At 29.8% G+C, this 19,065-nt stretch carries 7 protein-coding genes and 1 riboswitch; all 7 genes read right to left on the bottom strand.

The genetic code is table 11. The annotated features are described in order from the left end of the window. Nucleotides 1-329 precede the first annotated feature (329 nt). Nucleotides 330-2,675 carry a preprotein translocase subunit SecA gene (gene secA, locus IC213_RS08315; RefSeq protein WP_227862984.1) on the bottom strand — a complete coding sequence of 782 codons (2,346 nt, stop codon included), beginning with the start codon at nt 2,673-2,675 and terminating at the stop codon, nt 330-332. Between the two features lie 234 nt (nt 2,676-2,909). Next, nucleotides 2,910-5,090 (bottom strand): S-layer protein SlpA, encoded by a 2,181-nt coding sequence (slpA, locus tag IC213_RS08310; RefSeq protein WP_227862983.1) that lies wholly within the window; start codon nt 5,088-5,090, stop codon nt 2,910-2,912. Nucleotides 5,091-5,371: 281 nt separating this feature from the next. Next, nucleotides 5,372-6,970, bottom strand: a complete 1,599-nt coding sequence (locus IC213_RS08305) for a cell wall-binding repeat-containing protein (protein ID WP_227862982.1) — start codon at nt 6,968-6,970, stop codon at nt 5,372-5,374. 217 nt (nt 6,971-7,187) lie between these two features. Beyond that, the gene (locus tag IC213_RS08300; protein WP_227862981.1) at nt 7,188-8,789 is read right to left on the bottom strand and encodes a cell wall-binding repeat-containing protein; all 1,602 of its coding nucleotides are present in this window, start codon (nt 8,787-8,789) and stop codon (nt 7,188-7,190) included. A 368-nt stretch (nt 8,790-9,157) separates the two neighbouring features. Continuing rightward, nucleotides 9,158-11,041 carry a cell wall-binding repeat-containing protein gene (locus tag IC213_RS08295; RefSeq protein WP_227862980.1) on the bottom strand — a complete coding sequence of 628 codons (1,884 nt, stop codon included), beginning with the start codon at nt 11,039-11,041 and terminating at the stop codon, nt 9,158-9,160. 212 nt (nt 11,042-11,253) lie between these two features. Beyond that, entirely contained in the window at nt 11,254-17,184 is a 5,931-nt protein-coding gene (locus tag IC213_RS08290; protein ID WP_227862979.1) for a M60 family metallopeptidase, read from the bottom strand. A gap of 122 nt (nt 17,185-17,306) precedes the next feature. After that, a riboswitch (cyclic di-GMP riboswitch) is annotated at nt 17,307-17,392 on the bottom strand. A 204-nt stretch (nt 17,393-17,596) separates the two neighbouring features. Continuing rightward, the gene (locus IC213_RS08285) at nt 17,597-19,000 is read right to left on the bottom strand and encodes a cell wall-binding protein Cwp9 (RefSeq protein WP_227830846.1); all 1,404 of its coding nucleotides are present in this window, start codon (nt 18,998-19,000) and stop codon (nt 17,597-17,599) included. Between the last annotated feature and the right edge of the window lie 65 nt (nt 19,001-19,065).

Genomic DNA, 19,065 nt, shown 5'->3' with positions numbered 1-19,065 from the left:
TGTAATAATTAACCATTCACTATAAAATTCCTTCTAGTGCTTTATTTTATAAATATTTATGTATACAAAAAGGTAACAAAATTGTAATTTTTTTTTATAATCCAGTTTATAACTAATAGACTTTTCATGCTCTTTATAGTATAATATTAAATGGAAGAAAGAAATTTCAAGCATCTCTTTTTTCCGTATTTCTCACACAGAAAAAGAAGCTGATTTTCAGCTTCTTTTTCATTTGCATGGATTTAATAATTTAATCGTAATTTGGATCTATAAAATTAAAAATACTTATTAATCTTTATATTTAATAACAACCACGTAAGTAATTCTTTTTAATTAAATTTATACAAGTATTGTATAGTAGTCTCTCTTATATTTTTATTTAACAATTCAAACATATCATATCCTTCCATTGCATATTCTTTAAATGGATCTTTTTGTGCATATGATTTAAATCCTATATATTGTTTTAACTGATCCATAGCATCTATATGTTCTACCCAATATTGATCAACAACTTTTAAAAGAACAACCTTTTCCATTTCTGTTATTTTATCAAGACCAACTACCATCTTTTTCAAATCATAAACTCTTTTTGATATCTCATAAGTACTACTAATTATTTCTTCAATATTTTTATTATCTAAATCAGGTATTAGCAAAGTATTGGCTGGCATAAATGTATTATAAAGATATTTAAAATATCCATAGTAGTCTCTCTTTCTTTTCACTAAATACTTATCAGCTGACTCTTGTATTATCTCTTTAACCATTTTTTGAATGTCTTCATGTATATCTTCATCACTTAAAACTTTATTTCTTTCATTATATATTACTTTTCTTTGTTCATTTACAGTATCATCATACTTAAGGACATTTTTTCTTATTTCAAAATTTTTACCTTCTACTCCTTTTTGGGCTCTTTCTATAGCTTTTGTAAGAGATTTACTCTCAATAGAACTATTTTCATTTGAACTTGTTCGTTTCATAAGTTTTTCTATAGTTTTTCCACCATACAATTTTATTACATCATCTTCAAGACTAACAAAGAATCTTGAAGTTCCAGGATCACCTTGACGTCCAGAACGACCTCTAAGCTGATTATCAATTCTTCTCGATTCATGTCTTTCAGTCCCTATTACATAAAGACCTCCTAATTCTTTCACTCTATTTTCTTCTTCTTTGTCACCTGCTCCTAAAGAAATATCTGTTCCTCTACCTGCCATATTAGTTGCAATAGTTACTGAACCCAACTTACCAGCTTTTGATACTATTAGTGCTTCCTTATCATTTTCCTTGGCATTTAGAACTTGATGTTTTATTCCCTCTTTCTTAAGCATACCAGACAACATCTCTGATTTTTCAACAGAAACAGTACCTATAAGAATTGGTTGTTTTGTTCTATGTATCCTTGTTACCTCTTCTACAACAGCTTGATACTTTTCTTTCTCTGTTCTAAACACTTTATCATGAAGATCTGCTCTTATAACTGGTTTGTTAGTAGGAATTTGTACAACATTTAATTTATAAATTGATTCAAATTCTCCCTCTTCAGTTTTTGCAGTTCCTGTCATTCCAGAAAGTTTATTATATAATCTAAAGAAGTTCTGAAATGTAACTGTAGCCATAGTTTTAGATTCATCTTTTATTTCTACCCCTTCTTTTGCTTCTATAGCTTGATGTAGACCATCTGTATATCTTCTTCCATCCATTACTCTACCTGTAAATTCATCAACTATCATTACTTCTTGATTAACTACAACATAATCAACATCTTTTTCCATAAGTTTATGACCTCTAAGAGCCTGATTTATATGATGATATAATTCTATATTTTCTATATCTGTAAGATTTTTAATTCCAAAAAATGATTCAGCCTTATCAATACCACTTTCTTTTAAAGATACTGTCTTATCTTTTCTATCTAATTCATAATCTTCTTCTTTTATTGTTTTTATAAATGAATTTGCTAATTCATAAAGCTTTGAATCTTCATCACCCTCTCCAGCAATTATAAGTGGAGTTCTAGCCTCATCTATAAGTATTGAATCCACCTCATCAACTATAGCAAAATTCAACTCTCTTTGTACTTTATCAAACTTTTTAGTTACCATATTATCTTTTAAATAATCAAATCCAAATTCATTATTTGTACCATAAGTAATATCACAATTATATTGAACTTTTCTAACTTCAGGTGTAAGATCTGCAATAATCACCCCTACAGACATACCTAAAAACTCATATACTGGTTGCATTAGTTCTTTATCACGTTGGGCTAGATAATCATTTACTGTAACAACATGTACACCTTTACCTGTTAAAGCATTTAGATACACAGGTGCAACTTCCACCAAAGTTTTACCTTCTCCAGTTTTCATTTCTGCTATCTTTCCTTGATGAATTACAATACCTCCAATTAATTGAACTCTATATTGACGCATTCCTAACACTCTTTTTGAAGCTTCTCTTGCTACTGCAAATGCTTCTGGGAGTAAACTATCTAAAGTCTCTCCTTTTTCTAATCTATCTCTAAATACACCTGTCATTTTTTTTAATTCACAATCAGACATATTTTCCATATCTTTTTCTAAAGATTCTATTTTATCAACTATTACATTAAGCTTTTTTATCTCCTGCTCGTCTGCTTTATCCAATATTGTATCCAAAACTGACATATTTAATTTACCTCCTTTTTTATCATACAATTACTATTATACCTTAAAATTATGGAATAGTAGACAATTTTTTTTATTTATAGTATAATAATCATACTTAAATAAATTACATCTTTAATTATTTAGGTATTTCTCACAAAAAAAGGAACTATTTTTAGTTCCTTTTTTAATTTCTTTTTATAAAAAGAGAACTTCTTTATAGAAGTCCTCTCTTATTTATAGTTTAATTTTATCTTATAATTCTAATAAATCTTTTATTCTCTTAATAACTGAATCAGCTATTCCTTTACCAACTTGAGTTAATTTCTTAGAATCATCAGAATTTGTAACTTTACTTATTGCTACTGATTGGTCAGAAGATAAACTATCAGTTGCTAAAACTATTGGAGCTTCATAGTGACCTGCTACTGCTGCTATTGCTAAGGCATCTACTAATTGGTCTTCTTTTGTAGAACCATCTTTAGCAACGTAGAAGTTTTTAACACCTGTTTTAATTACACTATCATCATTATCTTTTTCAAAATAAGTTTTTATAACTTCTGCATTAGTATCTTGTCTGTCATCTCCACTAACTCTTTCTGGACTCTTACCAGTAGCATCATCTATAGCATCTTCCATATCTTCAGAAACACTAGATTTTCCACCTATTATATCTACATAAGCACTTCCTATAAAGTCTTTTGCATCAGTTGATAAATCTTTTCCTTTTCCATCAACTACTACTATTGGCATTTCTTTATTAGAAGCAACTGATGCTATACTCATTGCATCTGCTAATCCAGTACCACCAACTACAAATACTTTATTATGGTTTAGACCTATTTCATCAGCTATTTCTAAAGATGTAGCGTATCTGTCATCACCAGATAATCTTTCAACTTTTAATCCCATATCTTTTAACTCATTTACTACTTCTTTAGATACAGAATTTTCTCCACCAGCTATATAAACAGTCTTTTTAGATGTTATTCCAGTTTTATCATCTAATCCCATTACTCTCTTTATCTCAGATTTTACTGATGAATCTAACTTATCTTTTGAAGTTAATAATAATGGAGCTTCTTTAGCAGCAGCTAAAGGTGATGCTACTAGACCATCCACTATTGATTGTGATCCTACTAATACCACATTTTCTGCTTCTTTGTAATCAGACCCAATTCCTCCATCTGCATTATAAGAATCTTTACTTATTTCAATTGCAGTTTCTATTCTATCATCACCAGCTAATACAGAATTATTTGAATAAGAATTATTTGAAGTTCTTAATTCATCTAAAGCTGATTTTAAGTTATTCTTATTAGTAGATCTTAATGTTATTATAGCAGGAGTATCTACTCTATCACTTTCAGGTAACTCTGGCTTATAGTTAGATGATGCATATGTTGAAGCTGTATTTAATCTTTTTCCTGTAGGATAAAGAACTACTTCATAATAATCATTGTCAGTTTTTTCAAAATCACTTGCTGTTACTGTCTTATATGCATTCTCTAATTCAGTATCTTTAAATACATATTTTTTAGCTAAAGCTTGTGCTTTTTCTTTTGCATCTCCAGATATAGTAACTGTTTCATCTGATGCTGCTATAACTGTTACATTTGATACAACTGCTCCAACTTTTTCTCCAGTTTTTTCAAAACTTAATTTTGATGTACCATCAGTAGTGTTAACTGTTATAACTGGTTTACTAAAATCATATATTTCTTTAGTACCATCAATAGATGTTACTTCTGCATCTAAAGTAGGTGCTGCTGCTGTTTGTGCATCATATTTTAATTTAACTGCACCTGCTACATCAGCAGCATATGCTGCTGTAATAGCTAATGTTCCTGTAGCATTATTACCAGTCTTAGCAGTAAATTCAGATTTTGTAACTGCTGCCTTTGTAGCTGCTAAAACTTCAGAACTAGTAGCTCCATCTACATAAGCTGATGTATTTGTATCATATTTTTGTAGCTTTAATTTAGCATCATTTTCTATTGAAGCTCCATTTTGATCTACAATTTTAACTGCTGTTGCAGTACCAACTTTAGTAACTACCGCATCATCACCAAGTGCTGTTAATAGTGTATCATCATATTTTTTTGCTGTTCCATCTGCAACTTTTACAGATATCTTTGCATATTCTCCAGCTTTTAAATCTTTAATTTCATCTTTAACATAACTTATTTGACTTTCTACTAAGTTTGATATAGATACACCTTTTGAGTTACCTTTTTTATCAAAAAAGTTAACTGTTATATTTTGTACCCCATCTGCAACATATTTTTTAAGTATTCTTTCTATATCACTATACTTACTACTAGATACAGTGGTATTTCCATTTGGAAAACTATCCTCTGCTGCAGCAAAAACTGGTGCTGCTGAACCGATTACTGTAACGGCAGACATTACAACTGCCAAACTTTTCTTATTCATTCCTTAAATTCCTCCCAACATTATATTAATTACATCTCTTTAATTATGTACATTAAAATTTCATGTTCATATAAACCAAATATTTCTCACACTCTTATGATAGACTATATAAAATAGAATTTCAATAATTTATGCAAAATTAACAGAAGTTTTTTCCAACAAATTAACCTTTTTTCCAACATTTCACTTTCATTTAAACTTCATTATTAATTCTAATTTTATTATTAATTTTATCTAATTAATTGCCTATACATTTTCTACCATAAATACTAATATAAAGTCTAACTATTTAGAAATTCCATTGTAGCATTAACTTCACCTTGAGTAGAAACATACATTCCAAATCCAAAACTATAAAACTCTTCTTTTAACATATTATCATTATACTTAGAAGACTTCTTCCATAAATCAAAAATGGACTTTGCTATATCTTTTGCATCTTTAGACGTATAAACAGACTTAACATTTATAGGTAAATATGCAATATTTTCATCACTTCTCATTCCAAAACCAGAAAATACTTCAGCTGCATTTTTTCCATCAATCTCATGTGCAAATATCTTCTTCTCATCCATATACTTAGACCATGCATTTGCCATTCCAGCTAAAGAATCTAATTCCCTTAAAGGCTTTTTACCTTTTTCATTTCTATAAGAATTAACTAGATTGTATAGTTCATTAGAAACCATTGCCTTAAACTCATAACTATTTGGTTCCTTTGTATTTGTATTTACAATTACCTTGACATTTACACTAATCTCACACTTTTGACCAAAATTATCATAAGCACTTATTTTCAAGACATAAGTTCCTGCCTTACTAGTATCCACATTGCCCTCAATATTAGGCTTTAAATCATTTCCATAATAATCAGCAGCAACTATATTTAACATACTATTATCAAACTTATCCCCTACAGAAATCTCAACATCATTAGCAGTTATTGTAGGCAAAGTATTTTTATCAGATGCAGAACTAACACATTGGTCCACAACATTCTTATCCATTCCGCCTAAAGAAGTAACTTCATCAGCACCCCTAAGCACACTCTTATCACTTCCATCATTAACAAGTACTATAGGCTTGTCCTTAGCTAATGAAGAACCTGCCACAGCATCTACCAATTTATACCCTTGGGACACATAAAACTTCTTTGTTCCCTTATAAAAGCGTTGTATAACCTTCTTATTAGTCTCAAATCTATCTTTCCCAGCAATCCTAACAGAATTAGTCTTACTTACAAGTTCATTACTCATAATCTCTTCTGACCCAAGAGAATAACATTGAACATCCTCTACATTAAATGATATACTTTTTCCATCTGTAAGTATTACAGGTACTCCATCTCTTGCAGCTACAGAAGACACACTCATTGCATCAGCTTCACCTGTATATCCATTTACAAGAAATACTTTATCACCTTTATTTACTGGCTTAATAGTAGAAATCTCTTTTGCTATAAGATAGCTAGTCTTTATTCTATCTTCTCCACCAATTCTCTTAACATCAATCCCCTTATTCTTAAGTTGATTTTCTACAGATTTACCTATAGTATCCTCTGTACCTATAACATAAGCATTCTTAACATCCTTTAATCTTTTTTCAACATAGGCTGGTATCTTATCTTTTTGTACCAACATTATTGGCGCTTTTGCAACCCCTGATAATCCACTTGCACTTAATCCATCTACTATAGAATTATCAGTATTTACTAATATGACTGTATCATATATTTGTTTATCTGCTATCAATGCAGAAGTCTCATATCTGTCTTTCCCTTGTATCTTCTCTATACTTGAAAATGCATTGATATTTATTGCCCCTGCCATTATTAATGATACTGTCAATCCTATTGATAATATTCTCTTATTTACCTTCATAAAACTCCTCCTACCAATCTTTTAATAATTCAACTCATTATAAATTACATCCTCAGTAGTTATTCCCTTAAAATTTATAAATTCTAAAATAAAAAACATCTAAAATACCATAACCTGTAATATAATAACAAAACAGATTACAAAAAGTACTTTAGATGCGATTTTAAATTTTATGATATCAGTAAATTAATAAAAAAACAAGATTTATGGTAGTTTTTTACAAACTACCTTCATTACCATTTAGAAATTCTTGAGTAGCATGTACCTGACCATCAGATAATATATAAAGTCCAAATCCAGTACTATAAAAATCATCACTAAGCATATTGGCATTGTATTCAGGAGACTTCTTCCACACTTCAAATACAGTCTTTGCCAAATCTTTTGCATCTTGAGTCGTTTGCACATTCTTAGAATTAATATAAATATATGCTATATTTTCCTCACTTCTCATTCCAAAATCAGAAAATACTTGTGGAGCATTTTTACCATCTATATAATGTGCAAAAACTTTTTTATCCATCATATACTTAGACCATGCATTTGCCATCCCCTCTAACTTACTAGACACTACCAAAGGTTCTTTACCTTTTTCTTTTCTATATGAATTGATTAAGTTATACATTTCAGTAGAAACCATTTTTTTAAATTCTGGGCTATTATAATCATGAGATTTATCATCTAACACTTTTATTTCTACTCTTTTTTCTGCACTTTTTCCCCATTCATCTGTAGTCTTTAATGTCAATATGTATGTACCTACTCTATTTGTATCTATAAATCCATCAATTTCTATTGGCAATACCTTCCCAGCATTATCTTTAGCAACTATATTCAACTTACTACTGTCAAACTTTTCACCTTTATATAGTTCTGTTGTTCCTATTGTGATTGTTGGAGATTGCCCATTTGACTTTGATGCGCTTACACATTGTTCTATCACCTTGTCACTTAACTCACCTATAGAAGTTATATGCTTAGCTCCTTCTAACACAACTTTACTACTACCATCATTAACTAATACCATTGGAAAATCTTTAGTTAATGGTGCAGCTGCTATAGCATCTACTAATTGATAGCCATCTGATACATAGAACCTATCTACATTTTTATAAAAATAGTCTATTACCTTCTCATTAGTTTCAAATCGGTCAGTTCCTTCTATTCTTACTGAGTTTGTATTTTTAACTAGAGCACTACTCATTATTTCTTCTGAGCCTATACAATATGATTGTATACTTTTAACATCAAAAGGCACACTCTTTCCATCTGTAAGTATAATTGGAGCACCATCTCTAGTAGCTACTGATGATACACTCATAGCATCTGCTTCTCCACTGTAGGCATTAGTTAATAGTACCTTATCCACTTTTTTTATAGTTGCTATTTCTTTAGCTATTAGATAACTTGTTTTTAGCCTATCTTCTCCACCAATTCTCTTTACTTCTATATGTTTAGAATCTAGTTCTTTTTCTACTGATTTACTTATAGTATCTTCTGTACCTATTATGTATGCTTTTTTGATATTTTTTAGACACTTATTTGTCTCTGTTGGTATCTTATTTTTTTGTGTAAATAATATTGGTGCTTTTGTTGCACCTGACAACCCACTTGCACTTAATCCATCTGCAAGAGATTTTTCTGTATTTACTAAAATAACTGTTTCATAAGTTTGCTTGTCAGCTATCTTTGCTGCTGTTTCATATCTATCTTTGCCATATATTTTTTCTACTACTGATGATGCATTTACACTTTTGAAGTTTACCAAGATTAATGATACTGCTAGACCTAATGATAATATTTTTTTATTCATTTTCATATCCCCCTGATGATTTTTATGTTTTATATTTATATGGTTTTTACTTTTTTTTATTATTTTGTTATTTTTTGTATATTATAAAGTATATCTTATATAAATATATTACGTCTATATATTAATATTTTATTTAATTAAAAATTCAAAAACTATCTCTAGTTATATTTTAAATATTTGTAAGATATATTTCATTATTAAAAATAATTTACATCACTTTACAAATTAAATTTAATTCTACTTAAATTTTCACATATATTCCAGCATAATATTATTAAGATAATATAAATAAAAATAAGAATGCACTTAGACATATGATTTATATCTAAATACATTCTTATTTTAAACTTACTTACTTATATTTACTTTGATATTTATTTTGATTCAATTAAACTCTTAATCTTATCTACTACAGATGAAGCTATTCCTCCACCCACTTCATACAACTTAGATGAATTTTTATTTTTTAATGATGATTCTTGTGATTTATCTAACGTATTTGTAGCAAGTACAACTGGCGAATTATTTTTAGCTGCCAATGGACCAACTGCCAAAGCATCTATAAGCTTATCTTGATTAGCAACTACAACCCCATCCAATTTGGAATGAGAATAGAATTTATCTATTACTTTAGCATTTGTCTCTTGTCTATTTTGACCTGCAACTCTATTTTTTGATACATCTTTATTTGTTATTTTTCCAACTTGCTCAATAGCCTTGTTAGATATTTTTTCTACTCCACCAATAAAGTATACATTTGACACTTTGTTTGATTTAATAAATTGTTCTGCTTCATTATCTACACCATCCTTTTGTGTAAGTACTATTGGAGTTTTTTCCTTTCCAGCTAATGATGCTATTGATAATGAATCTGCTTCTCCATTTCCTGCTCCTATGTACAACTTGCTTACATTATTTGTCTTATCAATTTCTTTTGCTATATTAATAGAAGTTTGATATCTTGTTTCTCCACCTATTCTTTGTACTGATATCTTTGAATTTATGCCTTTAATAGCTTCAACAACTGAATTTGGCATTGAGTTATTTCCACCTACTACAATTACTTTTGATGGATTTAATCTTTTTAGTTCTTCTATAGTTTTTTGAGGAAGTTTATCATTTGAAGATAAAAGAATTGGTGAATTTTTTACACTAGCAAGTGGTGTAGCAGTAAGCCCATCCACCATACTTCTGTCTTCTCCATTTACTATCACAACTGTATCTGACTTTGTCCATCCACTTTGAGATATTTTAACAGCAGTTTCAAATCTATCTGCACCTTTTAATTTTTTTACTTTAACATTAGATGTAGAGTCGCTTGAACTTCCTCCACTAGAACTACTACCTCCAGATGAACCACCTGAATTATTATTTCCACCATTATTATTGTCATCAGAATTGTCTGGTGGTAATTCATCTGGTTTAGCTAACTCATTATCAACTACATACTCTAAACTTTTTGGAAGTGTAACTTCAACATACTTACTTATTGTAGCTTTTCTTCCTTTACTTGATTTTTGTGATAATCCAAGCTTCAATATTATATTTGAACCACTTTCTTCTGTTTCTTTACTAACAACAGAATAGTTTATTCTAATATTATTTAATAAATATTCAAGTGATTCACTTTTCTCAACCTTATATTTTTCAGGATCGTTTTTACTAGTTCCAGTTCCTCCTATTGGTTTTACTTCATTCTCATTGATAAGAGTAAAGTTTAAACTTTCACTAGAATCTATACTTTCATAATCAACGGTTTTATTGTTGTAAGTTACAATTTTTAAAGCTGGTTTGGAATTTTCCCCATTACCCAATATTTTATACTTAGCACTTGAATTACTTCCAGATTTTTTTACTGATATTCTTCCTATATTTAATGTATTTCCATCTAACAAATCTTCATTTGATGTAACATATATATCTAATGTTGTTGTATTACTTGCTTTATCATATGTTGAAACACAATTGGCATTTGCATTTCCACTTTTTATCTGAGCTTCTATATTATCAGACCACTTAATCTTTTGGCCTGGCTCATTATCTAGTACTTCAACCTCACCTTGTACTTTTATACTAGCTTGAAATGAATATACTATATTTTCTACTGAATCCACAGATATATCTATAGTATTTACTTTTTCATATGTCTTTGTTCCTTGTAACACTGGAGCAGCATATGCACATGTAGCACTACCAGTTACAGCTACTGCCATAGTTGACACTGCAATAGTTCTTATAAGAGATTTTCCTTTACTCATTAACACCCGTCCTTATCTACCATCAGCCAGATAGATAAAATCCTTTATTTATCTGGCTTTTATATTTAATTTATAAATTACCCTAAACTTATAGTTACATTATATATACTTTACTTTTAACGTCTTACTCTTTTAAAACTTTTCTAGTACCTAATCATACTAAATATCCACTATTTGCACTAGCATGTTTAGTTTTTTTAGATTTCTATTACTTATTTATCTCTGACAATATTACCTTTTACTTTATTATTTATAGATGTAACCTTCTTATTGCTAATATCAATAGTATTCTTTGTAGCTTTTCTCGCTTTACTATTACTATCAGTAAGACTTATCGTCTTTAACTCATCATAAGTTTTAGCTTCCACAGGAACATACATTGTATCACTTACAAATCTTTGACCTATTGGAGTATCTCCTTGAAGGTCATTATATCTATATAATTCTGCCTTAACTTTATCACTTAAAGAATCAAAGCTTTCTTTTGACATATAGTAAACCCATGTACCTTTGCTTATTTCACCTAATTCACCTTTTTCTGGTACCTCTGCAAATAAAAGTGCTTCCCCAGAGATAGTTTTATTATTTTTATCTATAAGTAATGGTAAATTAAATGCTGGATTTCCACTGTATTCACCTGTAATTACTATTGAACCTGCTGGAATCTTAGCTGTTTCATCTTCACTCGTATTAGTGTCATCCTTTTGATATACATAGTCTTCTGCTAATTTTCCAATTCCATTAGTGCGAGTTTGGTCTACACTATTTACTGTTCCAATCTCTATATTGTCACCTGGAGGTCCTATTACATCAAGCTCTGCAACCTCTATATTAGACTTATTGTTTGATATTAGTTTTACATATCTAGCTTGGTATGTCCAAAGCTTACCATCTTTATTAAATGTAACTCTAGCTTCATTATCTTGGTCTTTTCCTCCACCAACTAAGTCTTGTCCATATTCAAAAGTTCCTTGGCTAACATCTTCCCAATTCTTTTTATCATTACTTACTTGTATTTTGTAATTAGTTAAAGGATTGTATGTTGTACTAGTATCCTTTCTAAGATTGAATAATCCTTTTAATGAGAACTTTCTAGCTTCAGTTTTTGGCTTTGTATATTTTAGCCCTACTATAGGTAATGTTTCCTTCATATCTACTATTATATATGGATTTTCTTCTACATTTATATCTGGGTCTTTTTGAGGGTCTTTGTTCCACTCAGCTTTACTTATTCTTTTTCCTTTATATGTAGTACTTGCATCATTATCCTTGATGTTATCAATCTCTGGATTTTGTAGTGGTCCATGTGAGTCATTTTCAGTTCTAACATCACCATCAGAAACAGTGTTTGTTATAAATGACCATGCTGATTTGTTTATTTTTCCTTCATCTGATAATTTTACAGTGCCAATTTCAAACTCATCTGTTGGATTTAGATGATAATCGTATGCAACTACTTTATATGTAAATGCTCTATTATTAAGAGGAGATATATTATCAGTAAATTTAGCTTGACTATTTCCTTTTGCATCTACAAATCCTACTGTTCTATATTTTACTTGAGTTCCATTTTCACCATCTAAGTAGTTTCCATCACTTCTTATTATCTCGTATCCTAATATCTTGTCTTTGTCTTTATCGACATCTAGGTCTATTGATATTTTATTAGATTTAACTAGAGAACCACTTTGTACTCCATCAGCAAAAACAGCACTTACTTTAGTATCTTCTGCCATACTAGATATATTTTCATTTAAAATCTTTCTTCGAGCTTCATCATTTATATATTGTATCTTTCTAGACTCTTTTTCGTACTTTTTACCATCCATTATACTGTTTAACTCTGGTGTAATTTCTACTCCCCATGCTTTAAAGTAATCTCTTAAATCTTTTTCAACAACACTTGATGCCATTGCTACTAACATTTGGTCTTTTGGTAAATTATTTATTAGGTCATCACTTGAAAGTGCTCTATATTTTCTTGAAATCTTAGCATAGAATGTGTCATTGCTTAAATCAGCATCTGAGTTATTCTTTAGCATTGAACCAGTAAAATCATTATCATAAGCTAAATGTAGTTGCCACAACATTCCAAGTCTCTCAAATACATTACTTGGTATACCTACACTGTTTGAAGTTACATGTTCATATATCTTGTCCATTGTTGAACCTTCAAGTCTTGAATGTGTCTTATCATCAAATGTTTGAGCAAGTAAAGCAAGTACATTGTTACTAGTTTCGCTATATGTCATCTTCCCAATGTCTGTAACATGTCCTATCTCATGACCTATTCCCCATCCAAACAAACTTCCTCCTGTAGCTTTTCCAGTAGCATCTATTTGGAAAGGTACTCCATTCATAAGTCCTGGAACTGAACCGTATTCTACTCCTACATGTAAACCAGAAGCATACATAAATGCTCCAATAAACATTCTTTGATATTTTATATTCATACGAGATTTAGGAGCCATATCATTTTTAGTTATGTCAAATTCATTATCATCTACAGTTCCATTTCCATCTAAATCTTGTGTCTTAAATACTCCTCTTTCTGAGTATATTAAGTCCATTATTTGTTCCCATGCAAGCATACTATTGTATAATCTATCTACTTGTGTATTTAAATCAGAATTTCCACTTGATATTCCTTGGTATACAGCTGTTGCAGGAACATTTAACGTAACTTTATCACTTTCAATATCTGTAGTGTTTAATACACCTGTTGTTTCTGAATATCCATATGAATTGCCAATATTCGTTCCTGGATAATATGGCTCTCCCTTTATATCATTCTTATATTTAGCTAATTCTTCTATATAGGTTCTTATCTTTTTCTTAGATGCAGAAACTCCTTCAGGGCTCTTATCATTTATCATTCCATTTAAGTTAAGATGTGGTATCTTAGTAGCTCCTGCTACACGTACTTTTATATCTCCACCACTTGGAGCATCATAAGGGTATCTTATATACAAGCTTCCTCCACATTCTACATCTAGACTATGAAGCTTACTTAACTGAATTACATTTTTACCAGTGTTAAGATTTATTTCTCCACTCTTATATGCACCCGACTCTCCATAGTATTGTGTATATATTAACTTAGGAGTTCTACCACTTTTACTTCCAACATATACTGTGATTTCATCTCCAGCTCTAGCAGCTACACCCAATGCTTGCCAGTCATTTCCCATACCTAAATTATTGGACTTAACAGTATAGTTTCCACTCTTATCTTTATACTTTCCTGAAACATTTATATCTTGATTTACAGTTGTTACATCAGCAAGTGTAGCTCTATCATTATATAAGTCTTGAGCTAATTTTAATTCTCTATCAATAATTGTCTTGTATGGATGATATTCCCCACTCACTTTATCAGGAGTACTAATTCTATCTTTTAATTCTGTTATTTTTTCTTGAGTTACATCTTCTTTTAATTCAACTTGTAAGTCATCTACAAATAGATTTCTTACATCTTTTTCTATACTGTCATATTCATAGAATTTAAGTTCTGATATATTAGACTTATATGAATAAGAAGAACAAACACTTACTTGTATCTTAGTAGCATTTATTGGTTCCTTTAATCTTACCATTACATATATATTATTATTTACAGGGTCTGTTTTTGTTTCAAAGGGTACATCTCCTAAATTATGTACTTGACCATTTTCATCCCAGTATTTTATTTCAAAGTCATTGATTGTCTTATCAGAAACATCAAAACGAGGGGTAGCCATAAAAGTATCCATCGTATAAGCTTTATCAAAAGTTATGATTGGACCTCTATTCGTTCCCTCAGCAGCATTATATTTTGGGAATGTCCAATGTGTTGTAAAATCTCCATCTACTATATTAAATTTATTAAATGGATTTTTGTCACTATATTCACTTTTATCATATCCAGCTGGATAAGTAACATCTACTATATGATTTGTTGGTATCCCAAAACCTGCATCTAACTTAGGAGTATTAATTAGTCTATAGTTAGGTGTTGTTGGAGCATCAACACTCTCAGTTGTTCCTATATATGTTTTAGACATTCCACTCGTACCTAAATGGTTCGTAGCTGTCATTCTAACTTCATATGTTGTATTATCCTTAAGCCCCTCTATTTTTAAACTTGTTCCACGAATAAGTTTGTCATTATATTTTATCCAAGAGCCATTAGAACTTTTTTCTCTATAATATAAATCAAAGTCTTTAGCTTGTTTATGATTTTTCCAACTTACATCAAGAGCCTTAAATCTACCTTTGACATTTATACCTTCTGGTGGTTCTGGTTTTGTATCTGGAACAACTTGAAATTCTATTATACTGTCTGGACTAAATTGTATAGGCTTATAGTTTGAGTCTACATTTTCTGGGACTCCATCTAAGTTTTCTGCTGTTGCCTCTTTATATCCACTAGCCCAATCTCCATTTAAAGACTGTATGCTCACTCTATATAATCCATATGCTTGTATATCTCTTACATCTATAGTGCTTTTACTCGTTTGTAATTTTTTAGTCGATAGTACTTTTCCTTTACTGTCAATCGTATCTAATATAAGTTCATATGCAGATACATTTACTTCATTATTCCAATAAAAAGATACTTTTTCGTTTCCAACAGCAGTACTAGTCGATATTTTATTGATTTTAGGTATATTCATATCTGGTTTTGGTATTTCTTTATAAACATTATTTAAAAATTCAACTTTAGATATTTCTGCAAGATTTCTATCATTTGCTGTCGTAGCTGTTATTTTTATTGTTATCTTTTTTACTGCTACTTGTTTACCAAGATTTATTACTATATCACTATTTTGAACTTCTGCATATGTTTCTACTGCTGACCTACCATATGTAGATGTTGTAGAATTATCATCTTTGCTGATATTGTCTTCTTGTTTTGATGTATCTTTGTCTGAATCAGACTTATCTGTTGATGAATTTTCTTTATCGTTGTTTTCTTTATCAGTTGTATTTGAATCTTCTTTATCATTTTTTTCTTCTTGATTATTGTCTAAATTATTGTCAGACTGCTCTATATTTTCATCTTTATTATTTGTTTCTTCTTGCTCATTATTTACTTCCTCTTGCTTCTGCTCTTCTTTTAAAGTTTCTACATATTCTTTATTTTCATAAGGAATCTGTTGAACATTACCATCTTTATCTGTAACTTCAACTATTCCTTTTGCTGGAGCATTTCCTTCAGGTGCTTTTATATTTATGACTTCCATATCAAGTGCTTCTGATAAAGCTATATCCATTACTGCTGGTTTTTCTTCTGATATCTTATCATCTGCATTTGCTGGAGATATTTTAACTCCACTATTATCTCCACTGAATAAATCCTCTACAGTACCTTGAATATTTGTATCACTGTTTTTTTCTAATGTTACTTTACTTGTATCTACTATAGGATTGGTAGATACTATACTCTCTAGGCTTTTTTCATCTTCACTTTGCCCTAAATTTTTCTGAACATAGTCTAAGTCAGCAATATCTACCCTTCCATCTCTATTTAAATCATATTCACTTTTATTTGAGTTTATATTTTTCAATACATCCTCATAATCCTTCTTATCAACTTTGCCATCATTATTCACATCGCCCATCAAGAATAGTTCATAGTTTAGAGGTTTATTTTTATCATCAACACTTGCTCTATTACTTAACAAAACTCTTTGTGAATAACTTGATATATCAATGTCCTTAATTTCCTTACTCTTGAATCCTCCTCCAGAGACTTCTACATTGTATTTTCCAACAGGTAAATTATTAAATACAATATTATAATATGATATATTTTCATCTTTATTTTTTATTTCACTTCTACTTGCAGATAGTTTTTTTATAGTATACTCTATGTTATCTGCCCCAATATTTAATGTTCCTGAATCTTTTTCTCCAAGCTTTATTATTCCACTGTTATTACTATCATCTTTTAATTCCAATTGTGTATTAGTTATACTTTCTGATTCATTATTTTTTATTGGAAGTGAAAAATTTAAATCTACTTCAAGATTCCCCTTTAACTTCTCTGTAACTGATTTTTCAACTGCCCTTAACTTCCCCTCTAAGATAGGTTCTGCAAAAACGTTTAGTGGTGCACTACACATTGATACTGCTAGTACACAAGATATTGCTTTTTTCATGAAACAACAATCCTCCCTCAATAAATTTCTAATTTCTCATGAATTTAAATACTATAGTTTCAGACAATAAAAAAAGACACTCAAAGAGAATCTTAATTATAAAATAAAAAGACTTTACTCTTTTTAGCAACTGGCTGATATGGCTTTAAAAGCTTTAACCCCTATAGTTTTGCGTCATTAAGTTTCCCTAATTTTGCCATTTAATTTTCACTACTTTCTTACCCATTTTATACCATATTTAAACTTTTTGATACAATTTTTTCACTAAATTTTTAAAAAAATAACATTTATATTATTGTATTAATATAAATGTTATTTTCCATTATAATTTTATTATTTATATATTATTTTCTCACAGCTATCATTTTGTGTGTAGTTACATTTTGTAAGATGCCTAAATCATAACAAATATTTATTCTTTATATCTTCCATAAAACTCATGTGTTGCGTATATAGTCTTATCCCCCGTTATGGCTATTCCAAATCCCATTATTTCATATCCTTTATGTAGCATATTGGTACCTTCTTCAGGATTTGTCTTCCACTCATTGAAAATAAAATTTCCTATATCATCTGCATCTCTATTTGTATAAACGGGTTTATCTGGAATTTTATATTTAATTATATTTTCACCTTGAACTGCAACATATCCAGATTTAATCTCACTCCAATCTAAGTACTTTAGAAAAGTAGAGTATGAGTTTTTGCCATTTATTGTATGCGATAAAGTCTTCTTATTTGCCATTAAATTAGACCAATCATTTGCTAATCCCTCTAATCTACTTGCTACAGATAACTCTTTTACTCCGCTTTCTTTTCTATATTGTCTTATATGAGCATACACTTTTCCCTTTATTCTGTCCTTAAATGCTCTATCATTTGGATTATAATATAGTCCTTGTTGATTTGGAGAAGCTTGATTTATACACTGTTTGATTACATTCTGATTTATCCCTCCAAGTACTGTAAGTTTATCTGCTCCACTTAAAATACTCTTATTGCTACCATTTTCTACTAATACTACAGGAGCATTTTTTGCTATTGTAGAAGCAACTAATGCATCCGTTAATTGTAGACCCTTGCTTAAGTAAAACTCTTTACTGTTTTTATAAAACTCTTGTATAACTCTCTTATTGGTGTCAAACCTATCTGTTCCACCTAACCTAACAGAATTTGTACTTTTGACCAATTCATCACTTATTATTTCACTAGTACCAAGTGCATAACTCTTTAATCCTGTAGTATCAAATCCTACACTATTTCCATCTGTAAGTATTATAGGTACTCCATCTCTTGCCGCTACTGGTGATGCACTTATTGCATCTGCTTCTCCTGTAATTCCATTAGCTATAATTACCTTATCAATAGGCTTGATTTCTTTGATTTTCTCAGCTATTTTTACGCTCGTATCAAATCTATTTTCACCAAATATTCTTTGTACAACCTTCTTTTTAGAAAGTAATTGATTTTCAATATTTTTACTTATTGTCGATTCTGAACCTATTATATATACAGTGTTTGCTTTGTTCAGTCTTTCCATAGTAGTACTTGGAATTTGATTTTGTTTTGTCATTAAAATAGGCGCATTTAAAGCTCCAGCTAAACCACTTGCACTAAGACCATCTGCCAAGCTATTATCTGAATTAATTAGTATTGCTGTATTATAGCTTTGTTTATCTGCTATTTTTGCTGCTGTTTCATACCTGTCATTACCTTTTATTTGTTCGACAGATGTCAACGCATTTACTATAGGAGTATTTACCATTACTAAAGATAGTGTAAGTCCTATAGCTAATATCTTTTTACTATTCTTCATATTATTATTTACCCCCAATATATTTTTCGTATTTTTTATCAATAATTTTATCCATTCTCAATAAA

The sequence above is a fragment of the Clostridioides sp. ES-S-0049-02 genome (genome assembly GCF_020658465.1).
GTDB lineage: Bacteria > Bacillota > Clostridia > Peptostreptococcales > Peptostreptococcaceae > Clostridioides.
Note: the sequence above shows the minus strand (reverse complement) of the source record. Positions and strands in the feature narration are given on the sequence as shown.